A 21,715-nucleotide genomic window follows, 5' to 3' on the forward strand; every position below is an offset into this window, starting at 1 on the left:
TGGGTTCAGAACGTCGTGAGACAGTTCGGTCCCTATCCGGCGCGGGCGTAGGATATCTGAGAGGAGCTGTCCTTAGTACGAGAGGACCGGGATGGACGGACCGCTGGTGTATCAGCTGCACCGCCAGGTGCATAAGGCTGGGTAGCCACGTCCGGAAGGGATAAACGCTGAAGGCATCTAAGCGTGAAGCCCCCCTCAAGATGAGATATCCCTCCTTTATGGAGTAAGACCCCTTGGAGAGTACGAGGTTAGATAGGCACAAGGTGTAAGCACGGTAACGTGTTCAGCTGATGTGTACTAATAGGTCGAGGGCTTATCCAAAAAGCAAAGGTTAGAGACGGATCTAAGAGATTTCAGTGTTCGGTTTTGAGGGTACAATTTTTTATTGCATTTTTAAACGAAATACAAAATTTATAAAAAACTTATAAATCAAATCTTAAAAGACGGACAACTGCCCGTCTTTTTTGTTTTTTTGTATTTATTTGTAAAAAATTATGATATACTTAATGAGGATATTTAAATAATTTTCAATCGGTTTTATGTTAGTTTTTAACTTAAATTTCTTACGTGAGGTGAGCGAATGGAATCAAAAATCCTGCTTGAAAGCGGCAACAACGAGTTAGAAGTACTTGAGTTTAAAATCGATGATCACTGCTACGGAATCAACGTTGCAAAGATTAAAGAGATTATTGTTTATCAGGAAGTGACGCCTGTACCCAACGCCCACCCTAGTATAGAAGGTATATTTATGCCTCGTGATACTATGATCACGGCTATCGATCTTAGAAACTGCTTGCAGCGTGGCGCTTCTAAGGCTGGCGGATTATTCATTATCACAAACTTCAACAAACTTGATATTGCGTTCCATGTTGACTCTGTAGTTGGTATCCACAGAGTATCATGGGCTGATATTATTAAGCCTAATGCTACAATTTCAAAGGCTGAAGAGAGTATTTCAACAGGTATCATCAAGTTTGAGAATCAGCTGATCATTATCCTCGATTTTGAGAAGATCGTATCTGATATCAATCCTAATACCGGTCTTAATATGGATGCTCTCGGAGACATCGGATCCCGTCCTCGTAATGAGGTTCCTATTGTTCTTGCTGAGGATTCACAGCTTCTTAATAAGCTTATCGTTGATTCCCTTAACAAGGCAGGATACAACAACGTAAGACATTTCGAAAACGGAAAGCTTGCGTATGACTATATCAAAGCTTGTAAGGACAGAAACGAGCTTGATAAAGTTAAATGCATCATAACTGATATTGAGATGCCTATTATGGATGGACACAGGCTTACAAAGCTCATTAAGAGCGATGATGCTACCAAGGATATACCGCTTATCATTTTCTCATCCCTTGTTAATGAGGAAATGCGCAGAAAGGGAGAATCCCTTGGAGCTGACAGACAGTTATCAAAACCTGAGATTGGAAATCTCGTATCTGTAATTGATGAACTAGTAAATGCAACGGATGGCTGATATTAACTGATCCCAACTCCCTTTGCTAACTCAGTTATGAAAACATGTTTTCAATGACTGCTTTGGTAAAGGGAGATTTTTTTATTAAACGGGGTAATGATTATGGAAAAGAGCCTGTCAGAATATATAAACGAAAGCGATATGCTTGTTATTGGAATTGGTAGTGAATGGGACTGGATAAAAAAGGGTATTAAGAAAGACCTGCGATACCAGGAACTGCGTAAATACTGCGATGAAGAAGAAAACGCCTGGCTTTGGCCCATAGTTGAGTTTGAATATGGCTATTACAATAACGATGAGAGAATAGACGAAGCTTATAAAGGCCTTAGAAAATTAGTAGGGCAAAAGAGCTATTTCCTCGTTTCTGATATTTTTATTCAGGACGCTTTTTTAAATGGCTTTGAAGAAGAAAACTGTGTTTATCCCTGCGGTAATTACAGATATCTTCAGAGCAATGACCCTGAGGAAGAACTCATAGAAGTTACCAAATCAGAAGATTTTCAGGGAATAGTAAGCAGGATACATAAGATAATTACTGAAAGAAATGGCATACTGGGAGAGGAAGAAACCTTTTATAAACCATTTTTTGACGGAAAATTATTATATCTTAACCAAAAACGCGAAGAATATAGTAAAATTAAATATAACGAGAGAGCTTATTTATATTATTGGGATAAGTATCAGCAATATCTTTCAAGCACCTTGGGTAAAAACCTGCTGATTCTTGAGCTTGGTGTTTCCCTGGATTATCCCACTGTTATAAGATGGCCTTTTGAGAAGGTTACCTTTATAAATAAAAAGGCTCATCTTATCAGAGTACACGAAAAGCTGTTTCATCATACCCCCGAAATAAAAGTAAAAACCGATTCTATACAGATGAATTCGGTTAATTATATTTTGCAGGAGAGTGAAGGGCTATGAATTCGAACAACGAGGAGTATCTCGACAGTTTACTTAATTCCGCTCAAAAATCGAATAGCAACAACCCTCAGTCTGCACTTAGCAGAATGTCCTCTATGCGTAATTCCTCCGGTTCACCAAGTGGATCAGGGGATATTGGCGCGCTTGTAAATAATTCAAATGGCAATAAAGATCTGGATGAGATCGGAAGTATCCTCAGTAAGCTTGATGCTGATGAGATCGTAGATGACAGGATGGCAGATCTTTTAGATGATATTGAATCTCCTACGGATCCGGCTGTTCCGGTGTTCAGAGTTGGCGCAGATCCTACGAGTGATGATGTAAGAGACCCTGAGGAAATAGCACTTGATGAAGCTATTGCCGATGCCGAGAGAATGGATGCAGAGATCCAGAGCGGCAAATTTGACGGAATGCCGGCCAATACCGGAGCACCTCTTGTCGATACCACGGAGGGAGATGACGCTCTTTTAGAAATGGCTCCGGAGGTTTCGCTTCCGGAGGATAATCAGGTTATTTTGGAAAAAGATGCAAGCTCCGATGCAGATCAGACTCCTGAAGAGATTCTGACAGATCTTTTGGATGATATGCCTGACGGATCACTGATGAATCCGGGCGAAGAGGATATGCAGGACAGTCTCAGCGAAGTTCTCGATAATATGAAGGAAGAGGGCGAGGATGAGGCTGCACAGCAGGAGGCAAATCCGGAAGAACTAAATGTAGATAACCTTTCGCTTGATGATCTTGAAAATGCCATGGATGAGATGGCCGGCGCTGATGTTCAGGCAAAAGAACCTCCGGCAGATGCAGGGAGTGCGCCTGATGAGAAAAAAGATGAATTAGATGATATAGATCTTTCAGGATTTACTCTGGATGGAGGAGAACCTGAAGAGCATAATCTTGAGGCAGCACCTGAAGCTGCCCCGGAAGAATCTGATGCACCACCAATAGAAATCGACCTGAATTCATTTTTGGAATCGCCCGATGATGCAGGCAGTGATGAAAAGAGCGCAGAAGCACCTGCAGCTGATGCACCTGCTGAAGATAGCGGTGATGTTTCTCTGGATTCTATATCTGAGGATGACTTTAATCTGGATGCCCTGGAAGCCAGCCTTGATAATCTTCTTGGTGCTGATGAAGGAGATACAAGCGCTACAGACGGAGAAGTAGCAGCCCTTGCAGAAGTTGCGGAATCCAACGCCGCTGCCGGTGAGGAATCAGGCGGTGAAGAAGTATCCATGCAGGATCTTGATGCTCTTATGAACTCTCTCGCAAATGATGAGATTGAGGACATAGAGAGCACAGCTGCCAAGGATGAAGAGACAGGACATGCAGAGGAATCTGAGATTCCTAAGGAAGATATACTTGATGCGCTGACAGAGGATGGCTTTGGTGATGAAGGAGCCGGTGAGCCGTCTCTTGAAGAACTTGCATCAATACCTGAGAGGAGTAAGGACGACTCCGGAGAAGAGGGTGAAAAGCCCTCAAAAGGTAAGAAAAAGAAAGAAAAGAAGGGCGATAAAGGCGATAAAGAAAAGAAGCCCGGCTTTTTTGCAAGACTGTTACAGGCTCTTACTAAAGAGGATGAAGAAACCGAGAATGAGGGCCTTGCAAGCCTGACTGAAGAAAATCAGCAGGTGCTTGATGAGCTTGGCGAAGGCGGAGCTCCAAAGGGCAAGAAAAAGAAAGAAAAGAAGGAAAAGAAGCCCAAAGAGAAGAAGCCAAAGAAGGAAAAGCCACCGAAGGAAAAGAAGCCTCCGAAGCCCAAGAAGGAGAAAAAGCCAAAGCCTCCTAAGGATCCCGGAGCTCCTGAAAAGGCTATTTCACCTAAGAAGATTGCTATTTCCGGAATATTCGCAGCGAGCCTTGGTATTCTCATTATGATACCTGCTCTTGTTCTTCCTGACAGGATTGCTTCAGAGAGAGCAGAGACAGCGTATACTCACAGAGAATATACCACAGCCTACAAGATGCTCTACGGAAAAGACATGACGGAGAAGGAGACTGTTATCTATGAGCAGTCAAGAGTTCTTGCCTGGGCACAGAGGTATCTCGACGGATATGACAATTACACCGCTATGAATATGAAGGAAGAAGCGCTTGATATGCTTCTTATGGCCAAGAGGAATAAGGAAGTTCTTTTAGCGGAAGCTGAAAAGTATAGTGTTGAAATTGAAGTTAAGAGCGTGTACGATAGTATAGAATCGTTGCTTTCAGAGAGTTATGGTCTGTCAGAGGCAGACGTTGAGGAGATTAACTCGATCAAGAAGGATAGAGATTATACTATCAGACTCATGGAGATTGTAGGGACTCTGGAGTCGTAACTGCTTTGAGGCATCGATACCTGGGAAGGGAGAAGATGCCAGTGGTAGCAATTATCGACTATGATGCAGGAAATATAAAGAGTGTTGAGAAGGCCTTTGAGTATCTTGGGGCAGACACAGAAGTTACCAGAGATTCTGAAACTATCTTCAGAGCAGACCATGTAGTTCTTCCGGGAGTCGGCGCTTTTGGCGATGCCATGAGCCGTATCAGGGAGTATGGTCTTGAGAACATAATAAATGAAGTTGTAAAAAAGGGAGTCCCCTTTTTGGGAATATGCCTGGGTCAGCAGCTTTTATTCGATTCCAGTAAGGAGTCGGAGGGAGCTCGTGGCCTGGGCATTTTGCGTGGTGAGATAATAGATATTCCGGATAAGGATGATAAGGGAAACTCATACAAGATTCCGCAGATTGGCTGGAATAGTCTTAAGATCACAGAAGGCGCAAGGCTATTTAAAGGGATTTCAGGTGAACCTTATGTATATTTTGTTCACTCATACTATCTGAAGGCTGCAGACAGATCCATTGTAGCAGCCACTACAGACTATTCTGTAACAATAGATGCCTCTGTAGAGTGCGGAAATGTCTTTGCCTGCCAGTTCCATCCTGAGAAGAGCGCAGATGTTGGAATGCAGATACTGGATAACTTTTTACACATATAGGAGCAAAAAGTATGCTTACAAAGAGAATAATTCCCTGCCTTGATGTAAACAACGGCAGGGTTGTAAAGGGAATAAATTTCGTAAATCTTAAGGATGCAGGAGATCCGGTATCTGTCGGTGAAGCCTATTCCAAGGCAGGAGCCGATGAGCTGGTTTTCCTCGATATCACTGCTTCCAATGAGAGAAGAGCTACCGTAGCCGACATGGTAAGGGAAGTGGCCAAAAAGGTCTTTATCCCGTTTACCGTTGGTGGAGGAATCAGGACTGTTGATGATGTCAGGGCAATCCTCAGAGAAGGCGCCGATAAGGTGGCTGTCAATTCTGCTGCCATAGACAGACCGGAGCTAATTGCAGAGGCTGCTGAGAAGTTCGGAAGCCAGTGCGTTGTTCTTGCAATTGATGCCAAGAGGCGTGAGGACGGAAATGGCTGGAGCGTATATAAATTCGGCGGAAGAATAGATATGGGTCTTGATGCCGTAGAATGGGCTAAGAAGGGCGTAGAGCTTGGAGCAGGCGAGATTCTCCTTACAAGTATGGACTGTGACGGAACCAAGAACGGTTACGATATAGAGCTTACAAGAGCTGTAGCCGATGCTGTTTCTGTACCGGTTATTGCTTCCGGCGGAGCGGGAGAGTTGTCTCACTTTTATGATGCACTTACAGAGGGCGGAGCTGACGCGGCTCTTGCTGCCTCTCTTTTCCATTATAAAGAGTTTGAGATCAATCAGGTAAAAGAGTACCTCGCAGGGAAAGGAGTTCAGGTCAGATGGGGATGATAGAAGGCGACTGGCTTGAAGCAGTTGGCGGTGAGTTTAAAAAGCCGTATTATAAGAACCTTTATGAATTTGTAAAAAATGAATACAGCACACATGTGGTATATCCACCATCTGAGGATATATTCAATGCTCTGCATTTTACGCCTCTTAAGGACGTGAAGGTACTGATACTCGGTCAGGATCCGTATCATGAGCCGGGACAGGCACACGGACTCTCATTTTCCGTGCTCCCGGGTAAGGCTGATACACCGCCGTCACTTCAGAATATATATAAAGAGCTTAATGATGATCTTGGGTGCTATATACCTAATAACGGATATCTTAAGAAATGGGCTGACCAGGGTGTTCTTATGCTGAACACTGTTCTGACGGTCAGAGCGCATGCTGCCAATTCCCATCAGGGAAAAGGCTGGGAGCAGTTTACGGATGCCATAATCCAGGCTGTTAACAAGAAAGACGAGCCTGTTGTTTATATGCTCTGGGGAAGACCAGCACAGATGAAGAGATCAATGCTCAATAACCCCAAGCACCTGGTCCTTACAGCACCTCATCCAAGCCCTTTATCTGCCTACAGAGGATTCTTTGGCTGCAAGCATTTCAGCAAGGCTAACGAGTTCCTGAAAGCAAATGGCCTTGAGCCAATTGACTGGCAGATAGAGAATATTTAAGTTTACTCTTGCAATATAGCACACCAACGTGTTAAAGTTTGAGGTAAGTTTTTATTGTATGAGTACCAGGAGGATATTATGAAAAAACCTTTTGTAACCCTGGAGCAAGTCCAGGAGATCGTTAAAACCTACCCGACACCTTTTCACATCTATGATGAAGAGGGCTTTACCAAGAATGCCAAGGCAGTATATGAGGCTTTTTCATGGAATAAGGGATTTAAGGAATATTTCGCAGTAAAGGCAACACCTAACCCAAGACTTATGGAGATCTTAAAGAGCCTTGGATGCGGCTTTGACTGCTCATCAATGACAGAGCTTATGCTCAGCAATGCTATCGGGGCAACAGGAGAGGACATCATGTTCTCATCCAACGATACTCCCCCTGAAGAGTTCGTATATGCTGACAAGCTTGGAGCAATCATAAATCTTGATGATTTCACTCACATTGATTTTCTTGAAAAGACAATTGGCAAAATCCCTGAGACCATCTCATGCAGATACAATCCCGGCGGAGTATTCACCATGGCCAATCAGATCATGGATAACCCCGGAGATTCCAAGTACGGAATGACTAAGGATCAGCTCTTTGAAGCATTTAAGATCCTCAAGGAGAAAGGTGCCAAGAGATTTGGTATTCACGCATTCCTTGCCAGCAATACCGTAACCAATGATTATTATCCTGAGCTTGCCGGACAGCTCTTTGAGCTTGCTGTGGAGCTTCAGAACAAGACAGGTGCCAAGGTGGCATTTATCAACCTCTCAGGTGGTGTAGGCGTTGCATATAAGCCTGACCAGGAGAGTAATGACATCGCTGCAATCGGAAGAGGCGTTCGTGAGCAGTTCGAGAAGATCCTCGTTCCCGCAGGAATGGGAGACGTGGCTATCTTCACTGAGATGGGCAGATATATGATGGCTCCTTACGGCGCTCTTGTTACAAAGGCAATCCATGAGAAGCACATCTACAAGGAGTACATCGGTGTTGATGCCTGTGCTGTAAACCTCATGAGACCTGCTATGTACGGCGCATATCACCACATCACCGTCCTTGGCAAAGAGGATGCACCTCTTGATCACGTATATGACGTAACCGGCTCACTTTGTGAGAACAATGATAAATTTGCAATTGAGAGAGCACTTCCCAAGATCGATAAGGGAGATTATCTCTTTATCCACGACACGGGAGCTCACGGATTCTCAATGGGCTACAACTACAACGGCAAGCTCAAGAGCGCAGAACTACTTCTTAAGAAGGATGGAAGCGTAGAGCTTATCAGAAGAGCTGAGACTCCAAGAGATTATTTTGCTACTTTCGATGGCCTTAAAGTGTATGATAAGTTAAAAGAAATCATGGATAACGAAGGCGTATAAAGTTTATGAAAGTTGATGAAAAGTTATGATGGACACTCAGATACAGGAGTTTACAAGGTATCTCAAAAGTGTAAAAAAGACTTCCGATAACACCGTTATTTCCTATAAAAGAGACCTGGAGAGAATGGTCTCTTACATGGAGAGAAGAGGAATAACCGATGTTAAGGACATAACTCAGGATCGTCTTTTGGATTACGCAGGGAGCCTTCAGGATGAGCATTTTGCTGCGTCGTCCATAACAAGGCACTACACCTCGATCAAGGCTTTCTTCCGTTACATGCTTGAAAACGGCAATATTGATGATAATCCGGCGGAGACACTAAAGAGTCCTCAGATAGAGAAGAAGGGACCAAGAGTACTGACTACGGTAGAAATTGAGGACCTTCTGAGCCAGGACTTTGGCAGCGATGCCAAGGGAATCAGAGACAGAGCGATACTCGAGCTCATGTATGCGACAGGCCTTAAGGCATCGGAAGTTATAGGGCTTAAGTTGTCAAATGTTGACCTTAGCCTTAGCTGTATAAGGATTACGGGAAGTGGCAAGAACGCCAAGGAAAGGCTCGTGCCTTACGGCAGAAAAGCCAAGGATGCACTTGGAAGCTATCTTTTAAAGGCAAGAGCAGAGCTCCTTGAAGGTGATGAAGATGACGAGACGGTTTTCCTTAACTGCAGCGGAACACCAATGAGCAGACAGGGACTGTGGAAGCTGATAAAGACCTATGTAAAGAAGGCAGGGATCAATTCAGATATTACACCTTTTACTTTAAGGCATTCCTTTGCTGTGCATCTGGTTGACAACGGAGCGGATGTATCATCGGTTCAGGAACTGATGGGATATTCGGAGAGTAATACAATATCCAGATATATTAAGAAGAAAGATAATTCAAAAGACCCATTCGCCTGGGCAAGGATTAGAAACTAAAAAGAGCCCTAGGGACGGAGTCAGTGGCTCATTTTCAGAATTTTCTGAAAATGAACCCCTGACTCCGTCCCCAGGGCTCATTTCAATGTCATGACATTTCTGCGATATCAAGAAGAAGTCTTTCTGTGTCGTCCCATCCAAGACATGGATCTGTGATGGACTTTCCGTAGATTCCCTCGCCAATCTTCTGACAGCCTTCCTCAATGTAACTCTCGATCATAACGCCCTTTACAAGCTTCTTGATGTCGGGGTTGTGGTTTCTTGAGTGAAGGACTTCTTTTACAATTCTGATCTGTTCCTTGAACTGCTTGTTGGAGTTGTTGTGGTTGGCATCAATGATGGCAGCCGGATTAACGATTTCTCTCTGCTCATAGAGCTTAAGAAGAAGGCTTAAGTCCTCGTAGTGGTAGTTGGGAAGCGACTGGCCATGCTTGTTGCTGGAGCCCCTGAGTACGCAGTGTGCAAGAGGATTACCGTTGGTATTTACTTCATAGCCTCTGTAAACGAAGGTGTGAGGCTGCTGAGCTGCATAAACGGAGTTGAGCATAACGCTTAAGGTTCCGCTGGTGGGATTCTTCATTCCGGCAGGAACATCAAAGCCGCTGGCTGTCATTCTGTGCTCCTGGTCCTCAACGCTTCTGGCACCGATGGCCACATAGGAGAGGATATCTGCAACATAGCCCCAGTTCTCGGGGTAGAGCATCTCGTCGGCTGCTGTAAGACCAGATTCCTCGATGGCCTTAATCTGCATGTGTCTCATGGCAACAAGGCCTGCTCTGAAATCTGTCTTGCCCTCAGGATCGGGCTGAGAGGTGATTCCCTTATAGCCATCGCCCGTTGTACGAGGCTTGTTGGTATAGATTCTGGGGATAAGGATGAGTTTGTCCTTAACCTTATCGTTTAATTTGCCAAGGCGTGATACGTAATCGCAGACAGCGTCCTCGTTGTCGGCAGAGCATGGGCCTACAACAACCAGGAACTTGTCGCTCTTTCCTGTGAATACGTCAGCAATCATGGCGTCTCTCTCTTTTTTGAGTGCTGTCAGCTCCTTGCCAAGGGGATACTCATGTCTGATCTCCTCGGGAGTAGGGAGCTTTTGTATATATTCAAAAGACATTTCTATTCCTCCAAATTTAATAGTCGAGTTTCACTATAGCACTTTAAACCGTAAAAGTAAAGCTAATTCTTCATCAGTAATATCATAGAGCGAAGCGACTATTTTATCAATCTCTGCAGGATCCGGCTGCATTGTAAGCTCAGAAAGCCTCTTTTGGTCAGCTTCAGAGCACTTTGCGATAGGGAGCATTTCAAGAGCAGAGCGCAGAACCTTCATGTTTCTGAACCTGTGTCTGTAATAAAAGCTCATGACTGAGGAATTCAGGATTGCCATAATATATCTGGCATTATAGCCGCTCATATGCGGAATGATGATATTTGCGCTGTTCAGGGAAACAAGCCCTTCTTCATCAATGGCAATCACCGGTTCATCAGCTATAAATCTGTAAAAGAGCTTTTCCTTTGCCCTATAGAACCTCTCCGGAGCACATTGCTGAAAATTCTCCGGGGTAAATCGCAGGTATTTCCTAGCCGGAAACAGTGAATACTTCGTCAGCTCTTTTCCTGTAATCACAGGTTCGTAGCCGGCAAGAGCCGTATCGGAGAGCAGAGTCTTGTTGGAGCCGGTTACAATGCCAAGGGCAAAGTCTGCATTGCCTTCCAAGGTAAAATGGGGCGCTGACTCAATCTTTTTCAAAAGAGCATACTCCGTATCGTCACAGATAAGCTGGAAACTTGAAGATGCAAGGTGTCCCGAGTCAGCAGTAAAGCTCTTTTTGGTGATGATCTCAGATTTTCTTGATTTCGAAAAAGAGACCGCGGTCTTATAGTCTTTAGCTTTTTTGGATGTCTTTTTCAGTGTCAGTATCACGCATGGGCACTGGACCTTATCAAATACCTCACCGAGATAATGGATTGACAGAACCTGTGCTTTCCCCAGCATGAGGCTGCGAATGGCCGTGTGGAGCCTGACATCCAGTATCGACTCCGGTAGGAGAAAAGACATTACTCCGTTATCTGCAAGGCTTTCAAGGCTCTTTTCTATAAATAATGAGAAGGACTCGGGATTCTTGTCGCCGGTATAGGAGACAAAAAGCTCTTTTAGCACCTTTTGCTCATTTTTAGAATACACGAATCCCCAGGGCGGATTGCCAATCATCAGGTCAAAATGATCGCCTGAATTATTTTTTAAAAAATCCTGCAACAAAATGTGACTTTTGATTGTATCTAAATTAGAAGCGGTTCTTATATTGTATTTAAGGACCAGATTGATCCTGGCTATGGCGACAGCTTCCGGGTCTATATCAGAGCCATAAACGTTCTTTGGTAGCAGACCTTTTGGAAGGCGAAGCAGGAAATTTCCTGTGCCACAGGCGGGATCCATCAGCTTCATATCGGAAGGCAGATCTTTGGGGAACGCTTCATCTACGATCTTGTCCACCACGTAGAAAGGAGTGTAGTAGGAACCGGTGGATTTCTTTTCCTGAAGACGGCGGAGCGAGATATAGAGCATGCCCAGGGTATCCTCCCCCTCAATATAACTTAGAGGATACTTGTCCAAAAGAGTGACAGGAAGGGCTCTCTGAGCCTTTCCCAAAAGGGAATCTATAACGCCTGCCGGAATGTCTTTTGACTTGCAAAAAGAGCGTGCGTAGGCATGGATAATGTCACGGATGTTGATGTGCTTACCGGTCAGCTCGACAATAAGAGCTTTTATAATTGGATAATTTGGTGAATTGCTGTCGATGTAGGACTTTGGTATATAGTTTTCGCTATTCCTGGTCTTGTTGCGACGGCTTTTTAAGTATTCGGAAGTGTCAAGGGTTTTGTGAAGGCGCATGATATCAGCCCTTAAAAAGACATAGGGACGCCTTGAGATGCAGGAGAGCTTTCCAAGCTTTACCCAGTTTTTGACGGTAGCTTCTGAAATTCCTAGGATCTCGGAGGCCTTTGATATGCTGATTGTCTCGTTGTCTAAATCTTTTTTGCCCATATTTACATTATTAATGGGCACAAACAAAATTGCAAGTGCAAAACCTACTCCCGTGCTGTATAATGGCATGGTTTGATGTTTAAAGAAATTAAGGTAAGGAAAGTGTGATGAAAAAGGGAAAAGGTCTTTTAACAGGTTTGATAATGGTGCTTCTCATGGCAGCAATAATTACAGGGTCGCTGGTTGCGGGGTATAAGTTTATCACGACCATTAACAAAGACGCCAAGAAGCGCTTTGAGGAGGTTTCCAAGAATATCGAGTCTGCAAGCAAGGAGAAACTCGGCATTTCATTGGATCAGCATTTAGGCATTGATGAGACGAAGCTCCTGGGATATGAAGAGAAGGAGAAGAGAAACTATCAGGGCGCAAGGATATATGAGTGCAACAGCTATATCTTTAATGACAGGGGAGATGTTCTTACTGACTTTTTTAAGGAGGACAGCTACGGACTTCCTATACGCTTTGATGCTGACAGAAAGTATGGAGTGCTTCAGAATAAGGGCAGTTGCTATTTGATAGATTCCAATCTTAACTACACCAAGATAGCAGAGGACTGTGTTTACTGCGGAATAAATTTTGAGGGAACATACGCTTTTTATACATCAGATTCCGGAATTTGCCTCTATGAAATTGAAAATAAGAAAGAAATAGTGATAGATGATAGCGGCTTTGACGCCTGCATATCACCTAACGGTAAGATGCTTTGTTATGTTAAATATCAAAGCGGCGGAGATACAGCAGTTTATATTGCCGGAATTGACAAGGAGCCGGAGTGTATAGATATGACTGATTCCGGATTTTATCATCCTTATGTAGTATCTGATGATGGCAAGTATGCTTTCTATGAAGCAAATGATACATCCATTGGAACAGGGCTTATGTGCTCCAATAACGGCGAGAGAATGAAGCTCAGCAAAAACTATACCAGGACACTTCTTTTTGACAGAAATTGCCAGAAGGTTCTGTTTTATTACGACAAAAGAATAAGGTATTATGATGTGTTTACCGATTCTATTGTGGACCTGAGCATTGATGATGATATCAGCGAGCTTAAAGGCTTCGGAGATTATAACTATGTAATGAATGATTCATACTACTCAATGGTCCTTGATGCATCTGATTTTGAAGAAAATGTAATAATAACAGGCTACAGGAGTGTATATTGCATAAATGGTGTGATTCCGGAAGCTGTTCTTTTAGCAGATGGCTATTGCAATAACTTTGGCTTATCCAAGGAAGGACCGGGCTGTGTTTTCGAGAGAGACGATGCCATTGTAAAGGCAGTATATACCGGTGGTGAGGTTTTAGAAACTACACTGTATGAGGACACAGAACATATTGCCTACATTTCAATGAATGATGATCTGAGCGAAGGGGTTATGCTCATACGTGAAAAAGTGGAAGACGAATACGTTTATAATATCTACAGCTTAGCAGAAGACGGCGCAAAAGAGTTTGTGGCTGAATGCGGTAAGAATTATATTGATTCCATTAGGTGGGATAAATTCTTTAAAAAATGCTATTATATAAGTGATGGTAATATTTACAGCTTAAGTATAAAGACCGGTGAAACAAAGCTCATAGCAAGTGATTGTGACTCATTTGACTATGTGTTTTCCAGGGATGCAGTCCCGGGATTTAAGGATAATAGCGGTAAATTGTTCTATATCATCAATGATAAAGTATACGAGCGATAAGGAATTTTTCTGATGAAAAAGCCGTATGGGGGCATAACAAACGTATCTAAATATCTGATGGAGCAATATGGACAGAGAGGAATTCTGGTCAAAAGAGGCAGATCCATCCTTATGAATCAGATGTCCATGGAGCAGATAAGCGGCCGTGTTACAAGAAACTGCTCTGTAGTGGCAGTTACAAGAGTAGTGGATTACTATCGCCAGCAGCTAAAACTCCCCGGAATTCCTGAGGATATTCACGAGCTTTACAAATTCGTGGAAGAGGTGGCAGAAGCCTACGGCTATACAGATAAGAGAGGAACAATGCCGTTCTTTATCGCAGGTATTACAAGGGAGACCTTTAAGGAGTACGGAGTAAAGGCAAGATGCAGAGGCGTCTACGTCTGGAGTTTTGAGAAACATGTGGTTCGTGAGATATCGGAAGGAAGACCGGTCATCATGAACATTGCAAGGGGGTTCTATAAAGACCACACAATAGTTGTGGCAGGTTACAGCATATGGAAGGTTGGGGATAAGCTCTATCCCATGCTAAGAGTTATAGACGGCTGGAAGAAGGGCATCCACTACATAGATTACGAAGCATTTTCAAAAGATATATCACAGTCAATTTTTGGTTCCTTTAACACCACAAGGATTTCTTAAGAGGGCTTGAAATGAAGAAGAAAACCGGAATTATTTTGGCAGTTGTTCTTTTGCTTGCAGCAGCGATCTGCGTTCTTGTCATTGTGAAAATGAGACCGGCAGGAAGTGCAAATCCTTCAAGGCGCGATGATGCGCAGCTCGCCGGAGCTGTCACGGATGAAGATCTGTCGGCAGTTACGGGGGATGAAGTAACGCCGGCTGCTACACAGACGCCAAAGGATAATACCGGTGGGCTTACAGAGAGCATTGTTGAACAGGATGCCAATCAGCCCCTTAGCGATGATGTTGAGACAGTCAGAGAAATAAGCCTCAACGAAGCTGTTGTCATGGGCGAAGGTGATATAGGAACTTTCTACAGCGATGAAGAGTATAAGGATGTTGTTCCGGTAGACATCAGCTCTTTTTCCGCATCAGACATTCCGTCCAAATACGATTCAAGAGATGTAGATGGCAAGAGATATGTAACTCCTGTCAAAGATCAGGGATATTCCTATCTGTGCTGGAGCTTTGCAGCTATGGGCGCCTGTGAGAGCGATATATTAAAGCATCATGAGGATATCGGCTACGAGGATATCAACCTTTCTGAGAAGCATCTTGCCTATTACAATATGCATGAAGCAACAGGCTCGCTGGACGGCGGGATTGATAGCGACTATCGCGAGTTTGTAAATGACGTGGGAGAAGCTGATGCCTTTGTCGTAGATGCAGATACAGGATATCTTGCCTGCGGCGGTGTTACCAATTTCGTTATAAGCATTCTGAGCGCCTGGAAGGGCCCTGTTGACGATAAAGATGCAGACTCCTTTAAGAGCCTGTACGGAAGCTATTATCTCTTTACCGATAACACGGATAAGCCTTCGGATGCGTACGGCGGAGATTATCACGTACAGAGCGTGCTTCAGATGCCGTCAAACATTAACAATAACACTCTGATCAAGCAGATGATAATGGAACACGGCGCAGCAACTGTCGGTGTTTGCGCAGATGGTAAGTTCTTCAAGGATCACAGCAGCAATCTCTACTCAACCTTTGGTGGTGAGACTCCGCTGACAGCTGATCATGAGGTTCTGATCATCGGATGGGATGACGATTACAGCGCATCAAACTTTAAGTATACGCCTGAGGGAGATGGCGCCTGGCTCTGCAGAAACAGTTGGGGAGAGGGCTCCGGACAGAAAGGCTGCTTTTATCTTTCGTATTATGACGAGACCACAGCTATAAGTAATGCTGCTTCCTATGATGTGGCACTTAGGAGCGATGACAACTGGTACGACAATAACTATCAGGTTGCAGGATTTATCACAAACGCGGTAAGTACGCTTGATGATTCGCTTAATACAGCCAAGGCTTATTCGGCAGCATCAAACCCTTACGGAATGATGTATAAGGCTCATTCTGACGAGGAGCTTAAGGCAATAGGCATTATGGCTTTTGACCTGTACCAGCAGTACGAGATAAGTGTTTATCTTAATCCGGAAGTTACGAATGAGGGAGTCTCTTTTGCAGGAAAAGAGCCTGAGACTACCCAGAAGGTAGAGGCAATAAGCGGAGGATATCACTCCTTTGAACTTGAGAAGCCTGTCTCTCTAAAGACAGGGGATGAGTTCTTTATCCTGATCAAACCTAATACCAAGGGAAGACTGGTGTTTGAGAAGGCAGGAGAGATAATGAGCGACCCGTGTTATGATGAGTGGAATAACCTGACAGGTAACATTCATAACACTTATGCAGCCAGCGGACAAAGCTACTATATATCGGATGACGGAAACTATATGGTAAGTCAGGATGACAAGGACTTCTTTGTTAAGGCCTACACCAATAACAAGTAAATAAAGACATTAAAAAAGAAGACTTAGGGAGAGTCTTCTTTTTTAATGGTTTCACAAGATTTTTTTGGGAGGAGGGCAGTTTAATGGGGAGTTAAACTGCCCAGGTATGAAAAAAGTTTTGTTGGGGGAGTGAGAATTTTGTTCTCACAATATATATCGGTGAACTTAGTTTATTCTTTATAGTTGATTTTAAATAAATATAAACGAAATAACGAATACTAATTTGTGCATATTGTAGGAACAAACGTTTGAAATATGTGAAAAAGTATGTTATATTGTGTTTAGAATAAAGAAAGGCACAAGATATATGAACAAGAACGAGAAAGAACTGGAACAGATCAGCACAACAGACAAATTAAAGGCATTTAAAGCTCTTAAGGATGCAGGCCTTCGCGTTGAGATGAGCGGAAGCGGAGTACCTACTGTTGTATGCGTTTCACCTCTTGATATTGATAAAGAGATCAAGAATGTAAAGAAGATTCTAAAAGAACTTCGCTACAACGGAAGCTTCGGCGTAAGGGGACCAAGGAAGTCAGACCAGATATCAACAGAAGAGGTTTCCGAGAAGAAGGAAGAGGGCGAAGCAATCCCCGCATAACGAACTTTCCAATAAAAAAGGCACCTGTTAAACAGGTGCCATGATTTTGGGAGGAGGGGTCGATTAGTGGGGAGCCAATCGACCCGGTATGAAAAAAGTTTTGTTGGGGGAGTCAGAAGTTTGTTACTTCTGATATGTTAATATCTTACTTGTTAAATTTGGACAAATTATGGACGATTTATAAAGAAAACATAAAGTAATTCGAAATAATAAATAATTGTCTAACGATATATAGTATAATTTATAATATAACTGTAGGACATCATCGATTGCGAGGGGATTTGTATGGACAGGTTTTCTGCAAGAGACATGGGATTTTCGCTAAGTCAGATATCTTCAGGAGATTGCGCTGCTGCAGCTGCAAGAGCTGCTGCTGCGGATCTTATCTTTAAGATCAACAATGAAAATGTAACGATAAATCATTCACATGGTGCTTCAAGGACCTATATGTTGCAGCGCCTGGATGATAAGTGTGACAATGACCAGTCTGAGTATGTGGCCCAGATGGAGGGAGGAATGGCTCCCGATATCAGAGAAAGAGCCAACATTCATGTATGTGTTTCCAGGATCAAAGATATAAATGAAACTGCAGATAACTCTCATATAGACCTTCGCTATCCAAATCTCTTTTTACGAGGCGGAGAAGGAATCGGAACTGCAGCTGTAGATATGAACGGAATAAAGAAAGGCCAGCCTCTTATCGAGAAGGAGTGTAGAGCACTGATATTTGACGCAGTTGCTGATGTGTGCGAGGCTTCAGATGGCTATCAGCTTCTGATGATAACGGTATCCTGTCCTGAAGGAATGATGATAGCTGCCAAGCAGGCGTTGGGACAGAGTGCTTTCTCGGGCGGAATAACCATCATGGGTAGCTACGGACGCATTCCTCCGATCCATATGAGGGAGATTTCCAATTCCATCGATGAGCAGATCCGTTTCCAGACGAGGCAGGGCATAAGATCAATTCTGGTAAGTCCCGGAAGATACTGTGCGGACAAGATAAATCAGAGTCTGCATGTTGACCTTAAGACCAGTATTTTCTGCTATAACTTTCCGGGAGAAGCTATTGATGAAGCTGTTGCTGAGGGAGTCCAGAACTTCCTTCTTGTAGGAAATGCAGGCAAGCTTGTTAAGCTCGCTGCAGGTATCATGAATACCAATTCATCTGCTTCGGATGCAAGGAGAGAAATTTTTGCAGCGCATGTAGCACTTGTTGGCGGAACGTCCGCTCAAGCCAAGACTTTGATGGGCTGTGTAACTGTCGATGAGATGTTATCTCTTTTAGACAAATGGGGACTTCGAGACATGGTTATGCAGAGCATAATGGTTCAGATAGAAAACAGCGTCAGAAGAAGATGCCGTGGCAAATTGCAGTTTGGAGTTGCACTGTTTTCCGAACAATTCGGGCTCTTGGGTCAGACCTCGGATACAAGAAATGTCTTGATGAAAGTTTCTCAGGAACAATATGCATTGTCACTTAAGATGAAATAAGATATTCTATTATATATAATTAGTTAAATATTCTGCATAGGTTAGGAGATGACAGCTAATGAAAAACATCCTGTTTGTGGCTTCAGAAGGAGTACCTTTTATTAAGACAGGCGGACTTGCCGACGTTGTTGGATCACTTCCCAAAAATATCGACAAGAGATACTTTGATGTAAGGGTCATTTTGCCTTTATATAAGTGCATCAATCAGCAGATGAAGGACAAGATGGAGTACGTATCCAACTTCTACATGGATTTCCATTGGAAGAACGAGTACGTAGGAATCTTTAAGGCTGAGGTTGACGGCATCAAGTATTACTTCATCGACAATGAGTTCTATTTCAATGGCATGAAGCCTTATTGTGATGATGTTATCTTTGAGATTGAGAAGTTTGCTTACTTCTCAAAGGCAGCGCTGTCAATTCTTCCGGCAATTGATTTCAGACCTGACATCATTCATTGTCACGACTGGCAGACAGGTCTTATCCCTGTTTATCTCAAGGAGAGATTCCAGGGAAGTGAATTCTATAGAGGAATCAAGGCCATCATGACCATCCACAACCTGAAGTTCCAGGGCAAGTGGGATATCAAGAAGGTTCAGGAGATCACAGGACTTCCGGATTACTACTTCACACCGGATAAACTGGGACTTTACAAGGATGCCAACCTCCTCAAGGGCGGAATCGTATATGCAGATGCTATTACAACAGTTAGTAAGGCTTATGCTGAGGAGATCAAGACTGAGTTCTACGGCGAGGAACTGGACGGTCTTTTGAGAGCAAGGGCTAATGACCTGCGAGGTATTGTCAATGGTATTGACTACGACGAGTTCAATCCTGAGACAGACCAGTATATACCTTATAAGTACAATGCTATCAACTTCCGTAAGGAGAAGGTTAAGAATAAACGTGCTCTTCAGAAAGAGCTTGGCCTTAAGGAAGATGACAAGATGATGATGATCGGTATTGTTTCACGACTTACCGACCAGAAGGGATTTGACCTCATCAACTACGTTCTCGATGAGCTGTGCCAGGATGCAATCCAGCTGGTAGTTCTCGGAACAGGTTCTGAACAGTACGAGAATTCCTTCAGACACTTTGACTGGAAGTACAATGACAAGGTTTCTGCCAATATCTACTATTCAGAGCCTATGTCACACAAGATATATGCAGCATCTGATGTATTCCTGATGCCTTCACTCTTTGAGCCCTGCGGACTTTCACAGCTCATGGCTCTCAGATACGGAACTATTCCGATCGTAAGACAGACCGGTGGCCTTATCGATACCGTTGAGCCTTACAACAAGTTTGAGGGAACAGGAACAGGATTTGGATTCCTTAACTATAACGCTCATGAGATGCTTGGTACCATCCGCGAAGCTGAACATGTTTACTATGATCAGAAGCGCGAGTGGAACAAGATGATCGACAGAGCAATGGCTGTGGACTTCTCATGGAAGGTTTCCGCAGAAAAATATCAGGAGATGTACGACTGGCTAAGGCCATAACAGTTTTTTCTACATGGATAGTAACAAGACAAACGAAAACTCTAAAAAAGGACTATTTGTACAGGCCGGGATTCTTGCTATTGCAGGTGTGATATCAAGAATTATCGGCCTGCTTTACAGAAGCCCACTCACAGCCGTTATCGGAGACGAAGGTAACGGCTATTACTCGACGGCTTATAACTTCTATAGCATCGTCCTTCTTATTTCTTCTTACAGTATTCCGTCAGCTATTTCCAAGATTCTTTCAGGCAAACTGGCAGTAAAAGAATATAAAAATGCCCATAAGATATTCAAGGCAGCTCTGGTCTATGTTTCTATCGTAGGCCTTTTGGGTGCGCTTATTCTTTTCTTTGGTGCAGACTTCCTGGTTGTTGGACGAAGTGCGACAGTCCTTAGATTCTTTGCACCCACAATTTTCTTCTTTGGATTTTTGGGCGTTTTAAGAGGCTATTTTCAGGCCCACAGAACCATGGTGCCAACATCCATTTCACAGTTGGTGGAGCAGGTCTTTAACGCAATAGTCAGTATTATCGGCGCTGTTATACTGACCGGAATGGTGGGTAATGATGATCCATCTAAAAGAGCTGTTTACGGAGCTATAGGTAGTGCCTTAGGAACTGGTTCGGGCGTTTTGGTTGCTTTGATCTTTATGTTTGTTGTCTATAAGTTCAACAGCAGCAATATTCATAGGAGGATTGAGAGCGACGAGAGCGAGGATATGGGCTATGGACAGGCTTTTTTACTGATCTTAATGGTCGTTACACCTTTTATCCTTAGTACTTTCATTTATAATGTCTCAACGACGCTCAATTCAACCTTCTTTACAAGAATACTTATATATGTTAAGGGAATGGAAGAGAGCACTGTGGCATATCAGTACGGAATCTTCTCAAGTAAAGCCATGGTCATCACAAACCTTCCGATTGCCCTTGCCAGCGCAGCTGCAGCTGCCATGATTCCTGAGATATCAGCTACTCTTGCTAAAGATGGCATGGATGAAGCGGCTAAGACTGTTGCGAGGGTCAACAGGGTTATTCTGATGATCGCAATTCCATGCGCTGTGGGACTCTTTGCACTGGCTAAGCCTGTCATGATGATCCTGTTTCCGCAGAAGGCTTCTCTTGATGAGGCGTCGATGCTTCTGATGTTCCTTGCAATCACTGTTGTATTCTATTCACTTTCAACAGTGACCAATGCTGTTTTGCAGGGAATAGGCAAGGTATATATTCCTGTTATTAATGCATTTTTATCATTGGTTGTTCAGGCGGCTGTGCTGGTATTGCTGCTTCTATATACCAATCTTAACGATATAGCCCTTTGTATTGTGACAATCACATACTCACTGATGATGTGTGTTCTCAATAACTTCTTTATGAAGAGAAGCCTTGACGTTACCACTGATATTAAAAAGACCTTTGTACTTCCGACAATTTCTGCAATAGTAATGGGTGCTGTGGCATACGGAATTCATTATGTCTTTATGCTTTTGCTCGGACATCTTGAAAGAGGAGAATACTTCATTAATCTGATTGCAACTATGATTGCTGTTGTGGTTGCGATAGTGGTTTATTTTGCAGTTTTGATCAAGAGCGGAGGGGCTTCCGAGGAGGATATCAAGCGCTTTCCGAAGGGCGCAAGTATAGCAAGAGTACTAAAGAAAATAAAAATATTATAGTTTCTTTATATTTTTTTAAAAATTTACAAAAAAAATCAAAAATATGATGGACTTTATGATTGAAAAAAGATTACAATAAGGTGTGGAAATTTTTCACAAAAATTTCACATCT

General features: G+C 43.3%; 17 protein-coding genes and 1 rRNA gene. 16 read left to right on the forward strand and 2 right to left on the reverse strand.

All coding sequences use genetic code 11. The annotated features are described in order from the left end of the window. The 9 genes from G589_RS0109660 to G589_RS0109700 form a co-directional block, all read left to right on the forward strand. Positions 1-321 (forward strand): 23S ribosomal RNA (locus tag G589_RS0109660); the annotation flags it as partial. 259 nt (positions 322-580) lie between these two features. Continuing rightward, the gene (locus tag G589_RS0109665) at positions 581-1,483 is read left to right on the forward strand and encodes a chemotaxis protein (protein WP_022766981.1); all 903 of its coding nucleotides are present in this window, start codon (positions 581-583) and stop codon (positions 1,481-1,483) included. 102 nt (positions 1,484-1,585) lie between these two features. After that, positions 1,586-2,404, forward strand: a complete 819-nt coding sequence (locus G589_RS21125; RefSeq protein ID WP_155832524.1) for a hypothetical protein — start codon at positions 1,586-1,588, stop codon at positions 2,402-2,404. Then, the gene (locus tag G589_RS0109675; protein ID WP_026521991.1) at positions 2,401-4,725 is read left to right on the forward strand and encodes a hypothetical protein; all 2,325 of its coding nucleotides are present in this window, start codon (positions 2,401-2,403) and stop codon (positions 4,723-4,725) included. Before G589_RS21125 ends, G589_RS0109675 begins: the two co-directional genes overlap by 4 nt. A 41-nt stretch (positions 4,726-4,766) precedes the next feature. After that, the gene (gene hisH, locus G589_RS0109680; protein WP_026521992.1) at positions 4,767-5,384 is read left to right on the forward strand and encodes an imidazole glycerol phosphate synthase subunit HisH; all 618 of its coding nucleotides are present in this window, start codon (positions 4,767-4,769) and stop codon (positions 5,382-5,384) included. Positions 5,385-5,395: 11 nt separating this feature from the next. Further along, positions 5,396-6,160: an imidazole glycerol phosphate synthase subunit HisF gene (gene hisF, locus G589_RS0109685; RefSeq protein WP_026521993.1), complete on the forward strand. Its 765-nt coding sequence runs from the start codon at positions 5,396-5,398 to the stop codon at positions 6,158-6,160. Then, a complete protein-coding gene (locus G589_RS0109690; RefSeq protein ID WP_026521994.1) occupies positions 6,151-6,828 on the forward strand; it encodes a uracil-DNA glycosylase in 678 nt (225 codons plus the stop codon). The genes hisF and G589_RS0109690 overlap by 10 nt, the downstream gene beginning before the upstream one ends. 75 nt (positions 6,829-6,903) lie before the next feature. Beyond that, entirely contained in the window at positions 6,904-8,196 is a 1,293-nt protein-coding gene (locus G589_RS0109695) for a diaminopimelate decarboxylase (protein WP_026521995.1), read from the forward strand. A 25-nt stretch (positions 8,197-8,221) separates the two neighbouring features. Then, a complete protein-coding gene (locus G589_RS0109700; protein ID WP_022766989.1) occupies positions 8,222-9,118 on the forward strand; it encodes a tyrosine-type recombinase/integrase in 897 nt (298 codons plus the stop codon). Positions 9,119-9,206: 88 nt separating this feature from the next. Here the strand turns inward: G589_RS0109700 and G589_RS0109705 are convergent, their stop codons facing one another. Further along, a complete protein-coding gene (locus G589_RS0109705) occupies positions 9,207-10,235 on the reverse strand; it encodes a 3-deoxy-7-phosphoheptulonate synthase (protein ID WP_026519029.1) in 1,029 nt (342 codons plus the stop codon). Between the two features lie 33 nt (positions 10,236-10,268). After that, a complete protein-coding gene (locus tag G589_RS19495; protein ID WP_196811868.1) occupies positions 10,269-12,167 on the reverse strand; it encodes a TaqI-like C-terminal specificity domain-containing protein in 1,899 nt (632 codons plus the stop codon). Positions 12,168-12,274: 107 nt separating this feature from the next. Here G589_RS19495 and G589_RS0109715 point away from each other — a divergent pair, with 107 nt between their 5' ends. The 7 genes from G589_RS0109715 to G589_RS0109745 all read left to right on the forward strand — a co-directional run bounded on the left by G589_RS0109715 (position 12,275) and on the right by G589_RS0109745 (position 21,603). Then, positions 12,275-13,864 (forward strand): hypothetical protein, encoded by a 1,590-nt coding sequence (locus G589_RS0109715; protein ID WP_026521996.1) that lies wholly within the window; start codon positions 12,275-12,277, stop codon positions 13,862-13,864. Between the two features lie 12 nt (positions 13,865-13,876). Further along, complete coding sequence (locus tag G589_RS0109720) at positions 13,877-14,506, forward strand: C39 family peptidase (protein ID WP_022766993.1); 630 nt, start codon at positions 13,877-13,879, stop codon at positions 14,504-14,506. An 11-nt stretch (positions 14,507-14,517) separates the two neighbouring features. Next, positions 14,518-16,335, forward strand: coding sequence for a C1 family peptidase (locus G589_RS0109725; RefSeq protein ID WP_026521997.1), 1,818 nt, complete (start codon positions 14,518-14,520; stop codon positions 16,333-16,335). A 307-nt stretch (positions 16,336-16,642) separates the two neighbouring features. After that, positions 16,643-16,933 (forward strand): hypothetical protein, encoded by a 291-nt coding sequence (locus G589_RS0109730; RefSeq protein WP_022766995.1) that lies wholly within the window; start codon positions 16,643-16,645, stop codon positions 16,931-16,933. 285 nt (positions 16,934-17,218) lie between these two features. After that, on the forward strand, positions 17,219-18,424 hold the full coding sequence (locus tag G589_RS0109735) for a cobalt-precorrin-5B (C(1))-methyltransferase (protein WP_026521998.1): 1,206 nt from the start codon (positions 17,219-17,221) through the stop codon (positions 18,422-18,424). A 58-nt stretch (positions 18,425-18,482) separates the two neighbouring features. Continuing rightward, a complete protein-coding gene (glgA, locus tag G589_RS0109740) occupies positions 18,483-19,928 on the forward strand; it encodes a glycogen synthase GlgA (protein ID WP_022766997.1) in 1,446 nt (481 codons plus the stop codon). A 13-nt stretch (positions 19,929-19,941) separates the two neighbouring features. Further along, positions 19,942-21,603, forward strand: a complete 1,662-nt coding sequence (locus tag G589_RS0109745) for a putative polysaccharide biosynthesis protein (protein ID WP_026521999.1) — start codon at positions 19,942-19,944, stop codon at positions 21,601-21,603. The last annotated feature ends 112 nt before the right edge of the window (positions 21,604-21,715 follow it).

The organism is Butyrivibrio sp. VCB2001, from assembly GCF_000423965.1.
GTDB lineage: Bacteria > Bacillota > Clostridia > Lachnospirales > Lachnospiraceae > Butyrivibrio.

Coding starts and splice junctions, on each gene's coding strand:
- G589_RS0109735 (WP_026521998.1), top strand. CDS start 17,219: ATGGACAGGTTTTCTGCAAGAGACATGGGATTTTCGCTAAGTCAGATA.
- G589_RS0109705 (WP_026519029.1), bottom strand. CDS start 10,235: ATGTCTTTTGAATATATACAAAAGCTCCCTACTCCCGAGGAGATCAGA.
- G589_RS0109745 (WP_026521999.1), top strand. CDS start 19,942: ATGGATAGTAACAAGACAAACGAAAACTCTAAAAAAGGACTATTTGTA.
- G589_RS0109715 (WP_026521996.1), top strand. CDS start 12,275: ATGAAAAAGGGAAAAGGTCTTTTAACAGGTTTGATAATGGTGCTTCTC.
- G589_RS21125 (WP_155832524.1), top strand. CDS start 1,586: ATGGAAAAGAGCCTGTCAGAATATATAAACGAAAGCGATATGCTTGTT.
- G589_RS0109690 (WP_026521994.1), top strand. CDS start 6,151: ATGGGGATGATAGAAGGCGACTGGCTTGAAGCAGTTGGCGGTGAGTTT.
- G589_RS0109730 (WP_022766995.1), top strand. CDS start 16,643: ATGAACAAGAACGAGAAAGAACTGGAACAGATCAGCACAACAGACAAA.
- hisF (WP_026521993.1), top strand. CDS start 5,396: ATGCTTACAAAGAGAATAATTCCCTGCCTTGATGTAAACAACGGCAGG.
- G589_RS0109665 (WP_022766981.1), top strand. CDS start 581: ATGGAATCAAAAATCCTGCTTGAAAGCGGCAACAACGAGTTAGAAGTA.
- glgA (WP_022766997.1), top strand. CDS start 18,483: ATGAAAAACATCCTGTTTGTGGCTTCAGAAGGAGTACCTTTTATTAAG.
- G589_RS0109700 (WP_022766989.1), top strand. CDS start 8,222: ATGATGGACACTCAGATACAGGAGTTTACAAGGTATCTCAAAAGTGTA.
- G589_RS0109720 (WP_022766993.1), top strand. CDS start 13,877: ATGAAAAAGCCGTATGGGGGCATAACAAACGTATCTAAATATCTGATG.
- G589_RS0109725 (WP_026521997.1), top strand. CDS start 14,518: ATGAAGAAGAAAACCGGAATTATTTTGGCAGTTGTTCTTTTGCTTGCA.
- G589_RS0109675 (WP_026521991.1), top strand. CDS start 2,401: ATGAATTCGAACAACGAGGAGTATCTCGACAGTTTACTTAATTCCGCT.
- G589_RS19495 (WP_196811868.1), bottom strand. CDS start 12,167: ATGGGCAAAAAAGATTTAGACAACGAGACAATCAGCATATCAAAGGCC.